We start from the raw sequence: 17,610 nt of genomic DNA on the forward strand, positions 1-17,610 counted from the left end.
AATGCAGGGATCGGTAAACACAATTTTAGACGCCATCGGCCACACTCCTATCGTCAAGCTTGGCCGAGTGGCAAACGACGTTAAAGCAAGCATTTATGCCAAATGTGAGTTTCTTAACCCTGCGGGTTCAATGAAAGATCGCATGGCGCTTTACTTGATCAATCAAGCCGAGGCGCGAGGAGAACTCAAAGCTGGCGGAACCATTGTCGAGGCTACCAGTGGCAACACTGGCGCAGCGCTAGCGATGATCGCCGCAGTGCGTGGCTATCAATGCATTTTTGTCATGCCGGATAAGATGTCGGATGAGAAAATCGCGAGTTTGCGAGCTTTCGGTGCCCGTGTTGTCGTGTGTCCCACGGCCGTCGAGCCAGAAGATCCACGAAGTTACTATTCCGTTGCGAAGAAGCTTCATCGTGAAACTCCAAACTGTTTTTACACCAATCAGTATCACAACATGGATAACCCGGATGGTCATTACAAGAGCACCGGGCCGGAGCTGTGGGAGCAGACGCAAGGCCAGTTTGATGTGTTTGTCGCGGGCCTCGGCACCGGGGGAACCATCAGCGGAACTGGTAAGTATCTAAAAGAGAAAAAGCCAAGCATGCAGATGGTGGGAGTCGATCCTGTCGGTTCTCTTTATTACGATTTTGTTAAAGATAAGCGCATGACCAAAGCCTTTACTTACAAGGTCGAAGGTATTGGTGAGGACTTTATTCCTTCAACGATCAATCTTGATATTCTCGATGATATCGTTCGCGTGGATGACAAGGAATGTTTTATCATGGCACGTGATTTGGTGCGCTATGAAGGCTTGTATGTGGGTGGCTCCTCCGGCGCGGTTGTGGCTGGTGCCATAAAGTACGCAAAAGCTCGCGACAAAAAAGAAAACATCGTTGTCCTGTTGCCTGATGGTGCGGCGAAGTATTTATCCAAGATGTTTAACGACGAGTGGATGAAAGAAAATGGCTTTTTAGATGCACGTCCTAAAATGGGTAGCGTAGCCGATTTGCTCAAGAGCAAGCCAAAGCAAGAATTGATAACGGCTAGACCACATGATCGCGTACGCGATGTGATTGCTCGTTTGAAAGATCACAACATCTCGCAGATCCCCGTGATTGAAAATGGCAAAGTCATCGGCGCGGTTGCCGAAGTTGATTTGTTGCGCATTCTTTTTTCTGGAGAGCATTCCTTGGACAGCGAAATCGGTCCCATTGTTGAGCAAGACTACGTCACAGTCAGTCCAGAAACCGAAATTGAAATGCTCAATGGTCTGCTCAATCAAGCCCGTATGGCTGTGGTGAAAGACAAAAGCGGCGTTGTTGGCGTAATTACCAAAATTGACATAATTGACTATTTTTCACGTCAATCCATGCCAACTATGGCATAATTTTCGTAAAAACATGCCAGTCTTGTCAACTGCCTCATGCCTGCGTCTTTCCTCATTATGGATCTGGCATCGTAATATAGCTCGCTGAGCCTATAGCCTGTGGCGTCGCGAACACACTGTATCGGATTTTCACAACCATGGTGCTGCGCTCTGTAAGCGTGCGCGTTTGATTTCATTGAGTTTAGGGAACGCTTTAAGTCCAGGCACGCTCTTTGCTTTATCAAAAGGTTACGATGAAAAATTTAGTGTTCTACTTTTCCCTACCTTTGATTGTAAACGCGAGCATGTTTTCCAAGAACGTTTCGGCGCAAGAGGATTCGCAACGCACACATAGGGTGGTGCAGCCCCAAGAAAAGTCTGCGGCAAGCCAAGAAGATAAACAGTCAGCGGCAAACTCGGCGCAGGCTAGGCAGGCGTCGCCACCAAAGTCAGCGAACGCAACAACTTCACCGCACAAACAACGTTCCGACGAACATCGCTCGAAAGACAGCTATGCATTTTTGCGCATCGTCTCGGAGAATGTACTTTCTCTCGGTTCGGGAATTCTTGTTGGTATGCTCGCCGCGGAAATCAATAAGGATCCCGAAGACCCTTATGAAAGTTGTGATACGATTTGCATTAATAGAGGCGCACTTGGAGGTTTTGTTCTCGGGCTCACAGTGGGTATGCCTCTTGGGACCTACTTGGGCGGCGAGCTTTTTCCCGGTTCCAGTCATTTTGGCTGGACGATGCTCCCGGGGGTCGTGGGAAGCGCAATGATGCTTGGTGCGGCCAACATCGAGTGGAATAACGAAGGCACGATATGGGGGGTACTGCTGGGTTTAGGCGGCTTTCTGAGCAGCTGGATCGGCTCTATCGTTGCTTATGAAATTAACCACGAACTCCCTAAGCCGCAAAGCGTTCAAGTCGCATTGTCCGTGGCCCCTTCTGCGCGAGGAAAGGGTGCGACCCTTCAGTTGAATGGACGTTTTTAGCGTCTTTCACGATTCCTAGCAGGTTTGGTTCACGCTGTTCACGATGCGCTGAAGTCCTTGGCTGAAGTTCTCTGGCGTGCAGAGCAAACTAAGAACGAGCATGGCTTCTTCGTGGTAATCAAAAAGATAACCAGGCAGCACGTGGGTGTGCTGCTCTTGGAGCAATTCGAGTGTCCATTGTTCATCGCTTTTGATGGCTGGCAGCTGAAGGCTGAGATACCAGCCTCCCTGAGGTAGGCGAAGGGAGATAGGACTGTGGGCATTGTTGAGCAATCGCTTGGCATAGCTAAGATTCGCTTGGAGGCGACTCGTAATGATCGCTTGGACGCGATGTCCATAGCGCAATAGTTCTGGGAGTTGCTCCTGTACCGCTTGGTGGGTGGACAAAAACAGATCGGACAAACAAGTCAGGCGATGTAGACATTCTTCAAGCTCGCTTTGCGGCCCCCGGGCTATCAGCCAACTGCATTTAAGCTGTGGTAAGGCTGCAAACTTTGATAGACCTCCAAGCACAAAAACAAGTGGCATCGTTGAGCGAGCTGCGTTGAGAATGCTTTGCTGGTTTTTTGAATTGTCGGATAGCGCATAGGGTAGAAAAACCTCGTCGCACACGATGGGCAGGCCAAGCTCGTACAAGCCCAGAATCTCTGAGCGACTCACATAGTTACCTGTGGGGTTATTTGGATTAACTACGGCAATCGCTTTGCTCTTTGTAGAGATGAGCGATTTGAGCATTGGAAAATCGATGTGCCATTGCCCGTCCCAGATCAAGGGATAGCGCTTGAGTACAATTCCTTCACTTTGCGCCAACTGCTCAAGAAGAGGGTAGCTGGGCGCCGGGACCAACCACTCATCGCCGGGGCTGCAAAGTATCTTCATCAAATGCGCGTAAAGCTCGCTGGTGCTGGCGGCAAGGCAGATTTGCTTGGCGTCAAGTGGCTGAGCCGTTTGGGCGGACCAAAACGAAGCAAGAGCAGTGCGGGCCCGAAGAAGGCCCAGCGCATCGGGCGTGTAGCTTGCAGATGACAGCAGACTTGCCTTGACTACGCGATCCAAGTCCAAGGCAAGATCGGCTTGACTGGGATTGGACAAACTTAAATCAACAATATTCGTGCCTTCATTCTGCAGTTTTTCCAGCATGAGGCTTAGTTTGTTTTTTTTTGTTTCGAAGAGTGTGCGTGGGGAGAACATCGCGCTATTTTAGGGTTCATGGCAGAGAGTCGTACACACAAGCCTACCGCAAGGCGCATTAGGGAAGCTAGACGTTCTGGCGATGCGCCTCGATCGGCCGTGCTTGTCTCGGTGGCGGCCAGTGCGGCCGTTGTGGCTGTGCTTTTGTGGGCGGTGTGGCGAGTGCCATTGCTTTTTTCCGGGCTTTTTTATGCAGCGCTCGGACGTTTTGCTTCCAGTGTCGATCACGGGTTGGGATTGGTTGATCTTGGTCTTTCACTCGCGGTCTGGTGCCTTGCCCCGATCTGGCTTAGTGCCGTGGGTGCTGTCCTTGCCGTATCGGTTGCTCATTTAGGCTTTCCTGTTTCGTTTTCTTTTTTTCGATCGCTTTCGTTTCGTCGATCGGGCATGAATTTGTTTTCGAGAAACGCTTTTGTTCAAAGCCTCGAGCTTGTGATTGCGCTGTGTTTAGCCGTGCTCATTTTACTGTGGACGCTCTATGAGTTTCGATTGCGAATTTCATTTAGCCCAGCACAAAACCTAACCGATCAAAGCAACATGCTTGCGCAACTTTTTTTGGTATTTTCTTTTCGCATCATGCTTGCCTTTAGTTTTATTGCGCTTGCTGATTTTGCGTATCGACGCTTTGACTTTTTTGATCGCCTAAAAATGACACGTACCGAGTTTTTACAAGAGCTTAAACAAACAGAGGGCAACCCCCATGTGCTACACAAACAACGTGAGCGCCATCGTGAACTGGTAAAAGAAGACAATGCTGAGATTGCGTGTGTACTTAAAGACACTGGGTCAAAAGTAGTGGTTCTAAGCTATCACTCTGGCCAGGTGCCCCGATTGTGGCCATCGAAACAGATGATGCAAGCAAATCGTGGCTTGATCGAGCTCATCGTTCTCGGATCCCTGTTTATGAGCAGGCCGCGATTGTGGCGCGCATGAAGAAGTGTCATCCTGGCGATTTGATTCCCGAAGAGCTTTACGATGATATTGCCGCCCTTTTTGTTGGACAGGATGGCATACGACAAGCATGACACCTTCATCCGAAAATCAAGACAGCTATGTGGAGGTGGCCATACCGGTGCCGCTTCGTCAAAGTTTTACTTACAAAGTGAGGCGTGGAGGAAGCACTGATTTTTTACCTGGCATGCGCGTGGCAGTTCCTTTTGGTCGCAGAAAGCTTGCTGGCTTTGTCTTGGGTGAGCAGCTTGGGGAAATTAAAGCAGGCGTTCGATACAAACACATCGCGGACCTACTCGATAAAGATCCGGTGTTTTCAGAAGAACTCTTAACCTTTCTTAAAGCGGCGGCAGATTACTACATGCATCCAGTGGGTGAAGTATTGCGTGCTGCTGCGCCCGCGCTACCAAGCGAAGCTCTGAGCCGGTTGCGAGGGTCCGGCTTTCTTAAAGAGGGCGAGAAGCTCCCCGGTGCTCAGATGAGCCAACGCACGACTTGGCGTGTGTGTCTTGCCAAAGACAAAAAAGAAGCCCCTCGTCTTGGGCCTAAGCAATTGCGTGCTTTGCATTTGGTTGAGGAGCGCAGCGAGATTCTGTGGGAGGAGCTGCGGACTCTTGCAGGTTTAACGCGGAGTAGTTTGCGTGCAATGGTCGATAAAGGGGTGCTGCAAATCAGTGAATGTGAAGTTCTTCACGATCCCTTTGCAGGAAACTCGGCTGAAAAAGATGTGACGGTTCAACTGAATGATGCTCAGCTTCATGCGGTAGAGCGCCTGAAACAAGCAGTTATTGATCATGAAGCCAAAGCCTTTTTGCTTCATGGCGTCACAGGCTCCGGCAAGACCGAAGTGTATATGCATGCCATTGATCGAGTGCTGGAAGCCGGACGTGGCGCCATTGTGCTTGTGCCGGAGATTGCATTGACGCCTCAACTGGTGTCGCGTTTTCGCGCGCGTTTTGGTGAAGGTATTGCTGTCTTGCATAGCGGTCTTGGTGCGAGGGAACGCTACGATGCCTGGCAAAGGCTTAGCAAAGGTGAGCTCAAGCTTGCTATTGGGGCGCGCTCGGCGTTGTTTGCTCCGGTTCGTGATTTGGGCATGATTGTCGTTGATGAAGAGCATGACGCTTCGTTTAAGCAAGAAGACGGTTTCCGCTATAGCGCACGAGACATGGCCTTGCTTCGTGCGCATTTGGTAGGCGGCGTTTGCGTGCTTGGTAGTGCTACACCTTCACTCGAAAGTTATCATCTGTGCAAGCAAGGAAGGTGCGAGTTACTTGAACTGCCAGCACGCGCCACTGAGCACAAGCTGCCCGAGGTACATATTGTCGATCTGACAAAACAGGGCGCGGGGCTATCGGGCCATCCTTTGCTCACCCCAGTGCTTCACCAAGCGCTCCAGGCATGCTTGAACGACAAAGGTCAAGCCATTTTATTTTTAAACCGACGTGGCTTCTCCAGTTTACGTTGTGCTAGCTGCTCGGAGATTGCGCAGTGTCCTGCCTGTTCAGTGGCACTTACCGCTCATCGCAATGCGCAGCGTGCACGTTGTCACTATTGTGATTTTGCAACGCATGTCGATGCGCCTTGTCCGAACTGCAAAAGTCCTGGCCTCGAAGCTGTTGGTGTTGGAACCGAGCGTGTTGAAGAACTTTTGCGGGACAATTTTCCCGAAGCACGCATTGCCAGGCTTGATCGCGACACCGCATCTAAAGCCGGCGGTGTCGAAAAAGTTCTTGATCGTATGAAGCGGCATGAGCTCGATATTTTGGTTGGCACCCAAATGGTCACCAAAGGACATGATTTACCCGAAGTGACCTTGGTGGGAGTGGTGCTTGCGGATCAATCCTTGTTGTTTCCGGACTTTCGGGCCTCAGAGCGCACCTTCCAATTGCTTGCTCAAGTAGCAGGTCGCGCCGGACGAGGAGCTCGGCCTGGCAAAGTCATCGTGCAAAGCTTTCAGCCCGATCATCCTGCTGTACAACTCGCGTGCCGACACGATTACCATGGTTTTTTTACGAGCGAGATTAGAGTGCGTCAGCAAAGTTTGTACCCCCCTTTTTCTCGCCTAGCGGCGATTCGCATTGACGCGACAGACGAGCAACATGCACGCTCAGCTGCGGACAGACTTGCTCAAGTTGCTCGCTCACGTAGCTCCGATAAAGTTCAAGTACTCGGCCCCGCACCGGCACCCATTGCCCGACTAAGAGCGCGCTACCGTTTTCGCGTTCTGTTGCGAGCATCCGGCCGAAAATCACTTCGTGTTGTGCTCGATGCAGTAGCCCAACACATCGGCCAAGGCCTTGGCTCAGCCAGAGCATCCATCGATATCGATCCTGTATCGATGCTTTAGAAGGAAAGCTATTGGTGCACTCCTGCATAGAAAAGCAGGTTCTTAGCGCCTTTTATAATCTAAGATTCTGAAATTATTTGTCAATTCTTGCTTTCTATTTCTTTTGCCACTGCCTTTTTCCATTCAGTGAAAATGAATTGTTTTACTTATGCGGTATTTTCTGTCATGTTTAATTCTGCCCATGAATCAAGCACGCGGATACCTGCTGTTGATGTTCTTTTTTGCTGTATCAGCATGCGGGCGGCTGGGATACGACTCCGTCAACACACAGAGCTTGCTGCTTGATTCGGACCAAGACGGTGTTCCAGATAGCGAAGAGCTTTTTGGCGATAGCGATGGCGATGGCTTAGCGAACTTCCTCGATGATGACGATGATGGCGACAGTTTGCCAACGGCGTTTGAAGTCAGTGAAGAAGCAAAAGCAGGCGGTGATGTCGATGGGGATGGTACGGTGGCTTATCTCGATACCGATTCCGATGGCGATGGGATTTTAGATTCCGAAGAGCTGGGCGATGATTTGGACGGCGATGGTCTGCCCAACTTTCTAGATACCGACAGCGACGGGGATGGCATCCCTGATAGTGACGATGCCGACACTTTTTGTGCCGATGGTCGAAAAGATTTTAGTGAAAGCGATGTGGATTGCGGTGGTGCAGGCTGCTCGGGCTGCGCCGATGAAAAAAGCTGCAGCGTCAATACGGATTGTCAATCGATGGAATGTGGTTCAACAGGCACCTGCATTGCTACGTCGTGTAGCGATGGGCAAAAAGAGTGGGGATGAAACAGATGTGGATTGTGGTGGCTCGAGCTGTAGTGCGTGCGCGAATGGCCTAAGCTGTAATGCCGGCAATGATTGTGCATCCGGCGTGTGCACGGGCAACATCTGCCAGGTTGGTAGCTGCAGCGATGCTGTTGCAAACCAAGACGAAACGGATGTGGACTGCGGAGGATCGTCATGTAGTGCATGCACCGATGGGGCTGGTTGCCTTGCTGGATCAGATTGCAGCTCGGGAGTATGCACGGGCAACATCTGTCAAGCGGCAACCTGCACGGATACAATACAAAACCAAGATGAGACGGACACCGATTGTGGTGGCTTGAGCTGCAGCGCTTGCGGCACGGGGCAAAGTTGTGTGCTAGCGGCAGATTGCCAATCGAATGTGCACGGGCACCATCTGTCAGCTCGCGACCTGCGCTGATGGCGTGCTGAATCAAGATGAAACCGACACCGATTGCGGTGGAGCAAGCTGCGCAGCATGTGGTGATGGACTTAGCTGTCTTGCGCCGGGGGATTGCACTTCGGGCGTTTGCACGGGCACCATCTGCCAAGTAGCGACTTGCTCCGATAGCATACAAAACCAAGACGAGACTGGTGTGGATTGCGGGGGGGTGAGCTGTCCTGCATGTGGAGGCCCCACAATCACCCAACTCGTGTCTGGATCCGGCCATGTATGCGTCCTTCTAAGTAGTGGAAATGTACGTTGTTGGGGGCAGGGATTGTCAGGCAGGCTTGGCTATGGAAACCTCAACAACATTGGAGACGATGAGACGCCGGCTTCGGCCGGAGACGTCGACGTTGGTGGCACCGTAATTCAGATTACCGCCGGAGGAGCTCATACCTGTGCTCTTCTGGACACTGGAAATGTTCGCTGTTGGGGCTACGCCGCACAGGGACAACTTGGCTACGCTAATAGTCAAGACATCGGAGACAATGAACTGCCGGCCTCTGCCGGAGACGTCAACGTTGGTGGCACCGTTGTACAAATCTCCGCCGGAAGGTTTCATACTTGCGCGAGACTTGATACCGGAGCAGTTCGTTGCTGGGGCGAAGGCAATTTTGGGCAACTCGGATATGGTAACACCGCACGCATTGGTGACAACGAAACGCCAGCATCCGCCGGGGATGTTGACGTCGGGGGCACTGTTTCTGAGATTAGTGCTGGCTCTTCCAATACTTGCGCTAGGTTGAGCACTGGAACAGTGCGGTGTTGGGGATACGGAGCAAGTGGTTCCCTCGGTTATGGTAACACGAACAACATTGGCGACAATGAAACCCCAGCATTCGCGGGAGACGTTACCGTTGGGACCACCGTTAGCCAAGTCGTTGTCGGCCAGTATACCTGTGTAGTGACGAGTAGCAATAGCGTGCGCTGTTGGGGCGCTAGCGGCTTAGGGCAACTTGGGTACCCCGGCGCGACACTCATCGGCGACGACGAAACCCCAGCATCGGTAGGAGATGTTACCGTCGGTAGCAGCGTAACAGAAGTAAGGGCAGGTCTTTACCACACATGTGCGGTCACGACCACTGGAACTGTGAGGTGTTGGGGTCGAGGAAACGTGGGGCAACTTGGTTACGGAAACACGAACAACATTGGAGACGACGAAACCCCCGCCTCAGCAGGCGACGTAAACGTCGGAGGGACTGTTACGCAAGTTGCTGTTGGTGGCCTTTCCAGCTGTGTCTTGCTTGATACCGGAAACGTTCGTTGTTGGGGAGACGGCAGTCTTGGAACACTCGGCTACGGAAACACGAACACCCTTGGAGACGACGAAACTCCGGCCTCAGCGGGTGATGTAACAGTGTTCTAGAACTTTCTTTTAGTCTTTTAGTGACAGGCTTCTGTCTGAATCACTGAATGATTACATTCGCTTACAAGCACGATCGCGGGACCGTAGAATTCAAAATTATTTAACTAACGATCGATGAACAGCTCAAGGAGTTGTTTAGCGGCAGCCGCGGGGCGATTTGGCCGTTTCGGACTTGTTTTTTGATGCTGGGGATGACTTTTGTGGACGAGCGTCTGCTTGTGACGCACTAGGTGAATTCGGGTGGAAGGAAGCTTTACGCACAGGGTCCAGGGTCGATACGATTTAACTCGTCGATATAAATGATCTCTTCAGACAAATCGTGGGAGTTTACTGAGCAGCTTTCGCGGGTTGTCTGAAAAATCAACCTACATCAAGCGTCTAAGTATATTGATCCTGGACCCATGAAAATTTGAGCGATTTTCCTAGTGCGGACTTGGGTCAAAGAGATTTTTTCATTTTCGTGCTGCGTACACAGTTCCGCAGCGCAAAAAGCGTTTTAACTAGGGATAGAAGCAAGCAAGACCCTCGTGCGCAAAAGCGTGTACTATGCAGGGCGATGCGGCAGATTCTGCATATTGACATGGATGCCTTTTATGCCTCGGTCGAGCAGCGTGACCGTCCGGAGTTGCAGGGCAAACCCGTGGCAGTCGGCGGCGACTCCCCCAGGTCGGTTGTTGCGGCGGCGTCGTATGAAGCGCGACCTTTCGGTGTGCGCTCCGCGATGCCCATGCTTCACGCCAAGCGGCGCTGTCCAAGTTTAGTCGTCGTGCCGGTGCGCATGAGTCACTACGTGGCAGTCTCTGCGCAGATTTTTGAGATTTTTCGCCGCTACTCGCCGCTGGTGGAAGGCCTTTCACTCGATGAAGCCTTTATTGATGTCAGCGGCTCCGAGCGTTTGTTTGGTTCAGCAAAAAGCATTGCAAGCCGCATCAAAGAAGAGATCTATGCAGAACTTGGACTGCGCGCTTCAGCGGGTGTCGCATCGAGTAAGTTTGTCGCAAAAATTGCCAGTGACCTTGAAAAACCCGATGGACTGACCGTGATGCCACCGTATCCGGCAAAAGAACTTCAGCGTCTTCCCATTAAGCGCATGTGGGGCCTTGGTCCGCGTGCATGTGAGCGACTGCATAAGTTAGGATTCACGACTTTTGCAGATTTGCAAAATACGACCCCCGATGTCCTGGTGCGACTTTTGGGCACCTGGGGCAGACAAGTTCATGACCTTGCGCATGGACGCGACGATCGCGAGGTGAAAGCAGAGCGAATTCGAAAATCAATTGGAGCGGAAAATACCTTTGAAAAAGATAAAAACCATCCGAGCGAACTTGAGCCACAACTTTTGCAGCAGGCAGAGCGCATTGCAGAGCAATTGCAAAGAAAACAATTGCTTGCTGGAAACGTGAGCGTCAAACTCAAAGACCCTGATTTTAAAGTACAGAGCAAACAGAACAAACTTGCCGAACCGGTTTGCGATACGGTGAACTTGTTCGAGCATGCGAAAAAATTGCTTGCTCAAATGAGCTGGCCTACCAAGGGCGTGCGTTTGTGTGGTCTAAGCGCAAGCGACTTGGTGCCCAGAGCCCAAGAGCAGCGCCTCTTTGCCGACGCGCAAACCGACAAAAACCGCAAGCTGGACGAAGTCGCATTCGCCTTGAAGAAACGCTACGGCCCAGGCACCCTCAAACGCGCCACCCAACTCAAACCGGATGACAGCTAAGCGGCTTTAAAACACCTTTTTTTAGCAAAATTTGAATCAAACTCGGTCAAGCCCGATACAGGGCACTGCCGCCCGTTGCTAAATGGCGGTTTGTTTCAATTGAGCCGAGTTGCAAGGAGCGTCGCTGGGTGTTAAGAATTAAGCATGACCGTAAGGAGCATCTTGCAGTATCCCGATAAGCGTTTGCGTATTGCTGGGAAAAAAGTGACTAATTTCGGGCCGGAGCTACAGAAGCTTGTCGCGGACATGGCCGAGACCATGTATGCAGCGCCTGGTGTTGGCCTAGCAGCTCCTCAAATTGGTGAGTCTTATCAGTTGTTCATTGTCGACGTGGCTGTCGGGGATGAGGAGCCAAGTGATTTGCGGGTCTTTATTAATCCCAAAATCGTGCATGGCGAGGGTGAAGTAGCTTTCGAGGAGGGCTGCCTGTCCTTTCCAGGAGCTCGCGAAGAGGTTTTGCGCAAGGAGCGGGTGAAGGTTGTTGCGCAAAACGAATACGGTGAAAGCTTTGAGCTTGAAACAGATGGTTTGTTGGCGATAGCGATTCAGCACGAAAATGATCACTTGAATGGTCGTTTAATGATCGATCATCTGAGCCCCTTGCGCCGACGTTTGCTTCATCGGGCGATGGCGAAACGAAGCCCTGCGATTCAAGCGGCCCAATAGGATACATGTTACGCACAATTTTTATGGGTACCCCGGATTTTGCGGTGCCCAGCTTAAAAGCATTAGCTGAGTTGACCGAAGTCGTTGCTGTCGTCTCTCAACCCGACCGACCCTCTGGTCGAGGCATGAAGTTAAAGGCCACTCCCGTGAAGGCTGCAGCTCAATCATTGGGCCTTTCCGTCTATCAACCTGAGCGCGTAAAAAACCAAGCCTTTTTAGATTGGTTCAAATCACAACGGGCTGATCTTGCAGTTGTGGTTGCCTACGGACGTATCCTTAGCAAGAAAATTCTTGTTGCGCCTTCTTTGGGATGCTTGAACGTGCATGCATCGCTTCTGCCACGGTGGCGAGGTGCGGCGCCGATACAGTGGGCTATTTTTCATGGTGATCAACGTACGGGCGTGACCCTCATGCAAATGGATGAAGGTATGGACACCGGCGATATCCTCAGTCAGATGAGTACGGACATCGGTCCCAATGAAAGCACTGGCGAGCTTGCAATCCGGCTTGCCGAGCTTGGCGGTGATATTCTTAGGCGTGATCTGCTTGCTGTCGCCAATCATGCGATCTCGGCTCGAAAACAAGACGAAGAGCTTGTCACAATGGCGCCTTTGATCAGCAAAAGTGATGGCGATATCGATTGGCACAAATCTGCAAGCGATATTCACAATCAGATTCGAGCGATGCATCCTTGGCCGTGTGCAAGCACATTGGCTCGCGGAAAAAGAATTAAAATTCACCGTTCAAGAGTGTTAGTTTCCGAGGGACACAGCTCGGAAGTCGGCAAGGTAGTCCGGGCGGATGAGCACGGGATTGAAGTTGTGTGCGGTGATGGCATTTTAGTGATCGAAGAACTTCAACTTGAAGGCCGATCAAAGCTTAAAGCGGGTGCCTTTCTTAGTGGCTACCGCCTGCAGGCTGGAGACAAACTAGTATCATGAAAATTTACACAAAAGGTGGCGACGCTGGCGCAACAGGTTTGCTTGGCGGAACGCGTGTTTCTAAAGCAGACTTGCGCATTGAGACCTATGGAACCATTGATGAACTCAACACCGTTCTAGGCATGGTGCTTTGTGACACAAAGGATCAAGATGCACGTGAAACCCTTCTTCGCGTTCAAAGTGAGCTGTTTACGCTGGGTTCCGAGCTCGCGATTAGCCCCGAAAAGAAAAAAACAATTACGATTGCCTTGCTTGCTGAAGAAGCCGTTACTCACCTCGAGCAGAAGATCGATGCATGGGATGAGATCCTGGAGCCTCTGAAAAACTTCATATTGCCTGGCGGGACCCGTGCTTCGGCCCAACTGCACTATGCAAGAGCGGTATGCCGACGAGCTGAACGCTATCTCGTTCGTTTGAACGAAAACGAGCCGCTGCGGCCTTTGGTCCTCAGCTACGTTAACCGTCTAAGTGATTTTCTATTTGTATTCGCCCGCTATCTAAACCATCAAACTGAAACCCCCGAAGCCATCTGGTGCGCTCCCCAAAAATAAATAGCTCCTATGCCGGAATCTACCTACAACGTAGGTACATCTTACAAAAGACAGACGATAACTGCTTGACCCCTGACTTTGGAAAAAGGTAAATTAGGGTATGTTCCTTCTGTCGAGAATCGTGAACGGACCGTTTGTAAGAATCCCTTATGTGCATGAACCAGGGAGTGTTATTGAAGGCGGTGTGCAGGCCCGGCAAACATCACCGGGACGCCTAAAGCCAACGAAAAACACACCCACCTAGCGAAGCTAGGGGTTCTCATCGGCATCACGTCTAGGACGGTTGAGCATTAGGGGGGTTTGATAACCATCAGGCCCCTCGCTTTTAATTTCACGACTAAGATAGGTACTATTTTTTTACTGGTTTGGCTTTCAGTGAAGCTTTGCCGTCTTTTTCGTAGACGGTGAAGCGAACATGTTTCGCTTTGTGCCTTTTTTGAATCTGCTCTTTGTTTTTTGTAATCGCGTTCAAGAACTTGTCGTAAGTAAAGCCAGCGGTTGTTTCTCCGCATTTTTTCTTAAGTTCAATGAACTCTTTGTAGAGTGCCGGAAAATCAGCCGCGGTGGTTGGTGAAGGTTTTGAGTGCTTAGAGCCTGGTTTGCTCTTACTAGGGTTACTCAACGAGGAAGACGATGATTCGAAACTTTCAAAGTTTTGAGAGACTTCTGAAATGACAGTAAGATCCTCGTCCTCGGGAAGAAGTTGGTTTGCTTTTTTTATAAACTGAGATGCTTCTTCCGCTGAAACGGTCGCGGTAGGTATTTCACTGTCGGGGCCCTTGCGTGGCAAAGCGCGTCCTGGTGGAGGCGGCGGCGGTGCTTTTCGGCGAGTTTCGGGGACTTGTTTTTGGGATCCGAGAATTAGGGGCGTATCGTTGGGGCCAATGTTCTTGCCATCTTCAGCGAAAGCAAAAAATCACCTGAACTGCTTGGTGTTGGGCTTGATCCTAAAATGGCGTCCAAGGTGGTGGGCTTCTGCCGTCCTGAAGCTGTCCCGGAAATTACTGTATCAAGGGCTTGATTAACATCTTGAGCAAGACCTCGATAGATTCCCGAAAAATCCGTGAGCTTTAGACGTTCATGTTCTTTGCGGACGATGCTCTGAATTGCTTTTTGCAGCAAGCCCAATGTTCGATCGCGTTCCCACCAAATTAGTGCCATCCCAATCGCAACTAGAAACAGACACAATAACGACAAGCTAACGAATGGTATATTATTGATATCGTCGCTCGAAGCAGCGCTAAAGAGTGAACTGATCGATGCAATATTGGGTTTGGGTCGAGCAATAGCATAACCGATGTCGAAAGGCAGTGCTTGAGCAACCAGGGCCACATAAATGGCTTTGTCTGTATCGCCAATCGACTGCACTGCTGAACGCCATTCCTTCTCATAGTCTTTGCTTTTGATAGCTTTGGTAATCCCGGAAACAATTTTGTGCTGGCTGGTGGCATTTGGATTGTTGGCAGGTTCATGTGAGGCAATGATTTTAGTGCCCTGAAAAAAAGCAACCGATGTGCCTCCGGTAAGTTTTGAGAGCTTTTGTGCAAGGCTTCTATCAAAACTCTTTGCATGAACAATCACTCCCACATAGCTGCCGTGATAGACAACCGGGCGAGCTGCAATTCGGTATGGGACACCACCCAGCACCCAGAGACTATCACGAACGTGGCCTGACAAAGCAGCGGTCACCACTGGAAAATGTCGAAAACTATCACCGACCTGCACAGGAGTGTTTCCTGCGCTTGCAACGACTAAGCCATGGCTTTCTAGCGCGAAAAGAATGTCTGCTTTGAGTTCTGCGAATTTTGCGTTGTTGTTCTTTAGAAGACCTTCGAGGCTGCTCTGTAAGGTACCGTAGCGCTTGGGGTTTCGCTGACTTGCTTGTTTTAGGGCGATCCCGACACTGGGATTAGCCGTGATGACAGCGATATCGTCGAGACGCAGCCTTGCTTCATGTCGCAGAGCTGCTTCGATGGTGTTTCGATCTTGTTTGAGTTTGGCATCGACTTCTTCAGCAAGTTCACGTTGAATAAAATTACGCGAGAGTGTTCCAGCAGCCAGCGCAAAAGTAGCTGTGAAAGAAAGTAGGATTATCCAGAATCTAGATAAGAGCATTGCTTCTGAGCCTCACTTCTTCGTGCCGGATTTGGAAACGGCAAGGGTATCTAGTTTCAGTGTGCCTCTCGCTGGAACACTTATGTTTTTTTTAGCAATCAATTGATCTTGAAAATAGACTTGTACCGTATAACTTCCGGATTTTAGATCGGTAAAACGAAACGCCCCACTGTCAGAGACTGATGCTACGGCAGCAAGTTTTGATAGGACATGAATGTATCCTTGTGCATGTGGCAATGTTTTGTCTGTCACAAGCTGAGTTCCGGTTTCCAAGAGCTTGAGCGTTCGTGCGGTACGGGCTGCCATCGCTGAGCCGGATAGCTCTTTGCTGTTGCCTAGCAACGGTTTCCGCTCAAATGCATCGTCATTGCTAACACGAAGAGTACTCCCTACGCCGGCAACTAAAGTCGAGGGCTCTACTCCTCCGCCTCGTAAATGAAGGTCAAAGCTGTTTGGCGTGGTCTCTGAACTTCGTCCGATAGCTACAACGGCAATTTCATTGCTAAGCTCTCTGCTCAGCCGTTGACTGGCAACGACCCCATTGCGTTCATCCCAAAAGCAGTGTCTGTCTTTGCATGACCCGAGAGGTTTTTCATAGCTGATGGAGTCAGGCAAAGCCAAGGAGCCAGTGACGTCACCTGCTAGCGCTTGAGTTGTACAAAGCAGTGATGCCAGAGATAAGATCCATACAGTTGAGATTGTCGTCGGTTGTTTTTTTCTATGCATGAGCTCGTCGTGTTTGAAATCTAGTGTTCATACTGTTGTTTGCCCTAGAGTCTAACCAATGCTGAGCCCCATGTGAAACCTGAACCGAAAGCGGCAAATAATACAAGCTGACCGGGCAAAGCTTTTTCTTCTTCCCATGCACTGCTGAGAGCCATTGGAATGGAGGCCGCCGTGGTATTTCCATATTTTTCAATATTGTGTACCACTTTGTCTGGGTTAATGCCTAGTTTTTTGGCTACCAGTTCGTTGATGCGCATGTTGGCTTGATGTGGAACAAAGAGATCAACGTCATCAAGGGGTATCTTATTTTTTTTCAGAATGGAGAGGCTGACTTCAGGCATTTTTTCCGTAGCCCAGCGAAACACCTGCTTTCCATTCATGCGGGGAAATTGTTTTCCTTCATCAATCATAGCATGATCAATTCGGGGAAAATGCGCGCTTGTTGGTGCTTCAACCCAAAGTTCTTTAGCGCCGCTTCCATCCGCATGCAGTTCGATATCGATGATGCCTTGCTGTGGGCGTATGGCAGGGCCTACGATGACGGCTCCGGCGCCATCTCCAAATAAAACGGCTACATCTCGTCCCTTGTCGGAAAAATCCAGACCTGTTGAATGCACCTCAGCACCGACGAGGCAAACATGCTTGTACATGCCGCAACGCACCCATGCATCCGCGATTTGCAAACCATAAAGAAAGCCAGAGCATTGGTTTCGTATATCGAGAGCAGGCACCGTGCTTAGTCCAAGTTTGCGCTGCAAAAGGCAGCCACTTCCAGGAAAGTTATAGTCAGGTGAGAGCGTTGCAAAAACGATGGCATCGAGCTCGCTCGGGGCGATGCCAGCACGTTTACAGGCCATGGTTACAGCCGGTACCGCCAGATCGCTTGCTCCACAGCTGCTCTGTGGATCGATGAATCTGCGTTCAGCAATCCCAGTGCGCTTCCGAATCCAGTCATCGCTCGTGCTCATGATCTTTGCGAGATCGTCGTTGCTGACAATGCGATCGGGTACATGGTGCCCGACCCCCAATATCGCCGATGAGATAGTCATGCACTATCCTTCCCTTGACCTCGCCCAAAGGTCAAACCCACAAAAGCATTCCCCCATTTTCACCAAGCCAACCACCCACCCCGCGAGCAGCGCGAGCCCGCAGGGGAGCGAGCCAAGGCGCGAAGCGCCCTTGGGAGGGGATTGTCGTGAATCCCCTCTTTGGAGCGCTGCAACGCAGCGGTACAAACAGTTAAAGCTAAAGACTTAAGCAATTCCAAAATTTGCCAGCAAGCACCCCCGCTCGCAAAGCGAGCCCGCAGGGGAGGGAGCCGACGCGCAAAGCGCGTTCGGGAGGGGAGACGCGTGTCTCCCCTCTTTGGAGCGCTGCTACGTAGCGGTACAAACAGTTAAAACGAGCCGACGCGCAAAGCGCGTTCGGGAGGGGAGACGCGTGTCTCCCCTC

16 protein-coding genes and 1 other RNA gene are annotated in these 17,610 nt (G+C 50.8%); 12 read left to right on the plus strand and 5 right to left on the minus strand.

Annotated elements, in window-relative coordinates:
- Window position 1 precedes the first annotated feature (1 nt).
- Window positions 2-1,387, plus strand: a complete 1,386-nt coding sequence (locus IPJ88_06835) for a cystathionine beta-synthase (GenBank protein QQR91437.1) — start codon at window positions 2-4, stop codon at window positions 1,385-1,387.
- 233 nt (window positions 1,388-1,620) lie between these two features.
- Entirely contained in the window at window positions 1,621-2,361 is a 741-nt protein-coding gene (locus tag IPJ88_06840) for a hypothetical protein (GenBank protein QQR91438.1), read from the plus strand.
- A gap of 15 nt (window positions 2,362-2,376) precedes the next feature.
- Here the strand turns inward: IPJ88_06840 and IPJ88_06845 are convergent, their stop codons facing one another.
- Window positions 2,377-3,501, minus strand: coding sequence for a pyridoxal phosphate-dependent aminotransferase (locus IPJ88_06845; GenBank protein QQR91439.1), 1,125 nt, complete (start codon window positions 3,499-3,501; stop codon window positions 2,377-2,379).
- 69 nt (window positions 3,502-3,570) lie between these two features.
- Here IPJ88_06845 and IPJ88_06850 point away from each other — a divergent pair, with 69 nt between their 5' ends.
- The 10 genes from IPJ88_06850 to ssrS all read left to right on the plus strand — a co-directional run bounded on the left by IPJ88_06850 (window position 3,571) and on the right by ssrS (window position 13,607).
- Window positions 3,571-4,485, plus strand: coding sequence for an EscU/YscU/HrcU family type III secretion system export apparatus switch protein (locus tag IPJ88_06850; protein QQR91440.1), 915 nt, complete (start codon window positions 3,571-3,573; stop codon window positions 4,483-4,485).
- A gap of 88 nt (window positions 4,486-4,573) precedes the next feature.
- Window positions 4,574-6,853, plus strand: a complete 2,280-nt coding sequence (gene priA, locus IPJ88_06855; protein ID QQR91441.1) for a primosomal protein N' — start codon at window positions 4,574-4,576, stop codon at window positions 6,851-6,853.
- 181 nt (window positions 6,854-7,034) lie between these two features.
- On the plus strand, window positions 7,035-7,634 hold the full coding sequence (locus tag IPJ88_06860; GenBank protein ID QQR91442.1) for a hypothetical protein: 600 nt from the start codon (window positions 7,035-7,037) through the stop codon (window positions 7,632-7,634).
- Window positions 7,612-8,052, plus strand: a complete 441-nt coding sequence (locus tag IPJ88_06865; GenBank protein QQR91443.1) for a hypothetical protein — start codon at window positions 7,612-7,614, stop codon at window positions 8,050-8,052. The genes IPJ88_06860 and IPJ88_06865 overlap by 23 nt, the downstream gene beginning before the upstream one ends.
- Entirely contained in the window at window positions 8,012-9,442 is a 1,431-nt protein-coding gene (locus tag IPJ88_06870) for a hypothetical protein (protein QQR91444.1), read from the plus strand. Before IPJ88_06865 ends, IPJ88_06870 begins: the two co-directional genes overlap by 41 nt.
- Before the next feature lie 556 nt (window positions 9,443-9,998).
- Window positions 9,999-11,159 (plus strand): DNA polymerase IV, encoded by a 1,161-nt coding sequence (dinB, locus tag IPJ88_06875; protein QQR91445.1) that lies wholly within the window; start codon window positions 9,999-10,001, stop codon window positions 11,157-11,159.
- Window positions 11,160-11,303: 144 nt separating this feature from the next.
- Window positions 11,304-11,825 carry a peptide deformylase gene (def, locus tag IPJ88_06880; GenBank protein QQR91446.1) on the plus strand — a complete coding sequence of 174 codons (522 nt, stop codon included), beginning with the start codon at window positions 11,304-11,306 and terminating at the stop codon, window positions 11,823-11,825.
- 5 nt (window positions 11,826-11,830) lie between these two features.
- Window positions 11,831-12,766 carry a methionyl-tRNA formyltransferase gene (locus tag IPJ88_06885; protein QQR91447.1) on the plus strand — a complete coding sequence of 312 codons (936 nt, stop codon included), beginning with the start codon at window positions 11,831-11,833 and terminating at the stop codon, window positions 12,764-12,766.
- Window positions 12,763-13,317 (plus strand): cob(I)yrinic acid a,c-diamide adenosyltransferase, encoded by a 555-nt coding sequence (locus IPJ88_06890; protein ID QQR91448.1) that lies wholly within the window; start codon window positions 12,763-12,765, stop codon window positions 13,315-13,317. Before IPJ88_06885 ends, IPJ88_06890 begins: the two co-directional genes overlap by 4 nt.
- Window positions 13,318-13,420: 103 nt before the next feature.
- A non-coding RNA gene (ssrS, locus tag IPJ88_06895) (6S RNA) lies at window positions 13,421-13,607 on the plus strand.
- A gap of 59 nt (window positions 13,608-13,666) precedes the next feature.
- On the opposite strand, the gene IPJ88_06900 is transcribed toward ssrS, so the two are convergent.
- The 4 genes from IPJ88_06900 to IPJ88_06915 form a co-directional block, all read right to left on the minus strand.
- Entirely contained in the window at window positions 13,667-14,107 is a 441-nt protein-coding gene (locus tag IPJ88_06900) for a hypothetical protein (GenBank protein QQR91449.1), read from the minus strand.
- 71 nt (window positions 14,108-14,178) lie between these two features.
- On the minus strand, window positions 14,179-15,432 hold the full coding sequence (locus tag IPJ88_06905) for a hypothetical protein (GenBank protein QQR91450.1): 1,254 nt from the start codon (window positions 15,430-15,432) through the stop codon (window positions 14,179-14,181).
- A gap of 12 nt (window positions 15,433-15,444) precedes the next feature.
- Window positions 15,445-16,158, minus strand: coding sequence for a hypothetical protein (locus IPJ88_06910; protein QQR91451.1), 714 nt, complete (start codon window positions 16,156-16,158; stop codon window positions 15,445-15,447).
- A 44-nt stretch (window positions 16,159-16,202) separates the two neighbouring features.
- A complete protein-coding gene (locus tag IPJ88_06915; protein ID QQR91452.1) occupies window positions 16,203-17,207 on the minus strand; it encodes a ketoacyl-ACP synthase III in 1,005 nt (334 codons plus the stop codon).
- Between the last annotated feature and the right edge of the window lie 403 nt (window positions 17,208-17,610).

Source organism: Myxococcales bacterium, assembly GCA_016699535.1.
Taxonomy (GTDB): Bacteria; Myxococcota_A; Polyangia; order Polyangiales.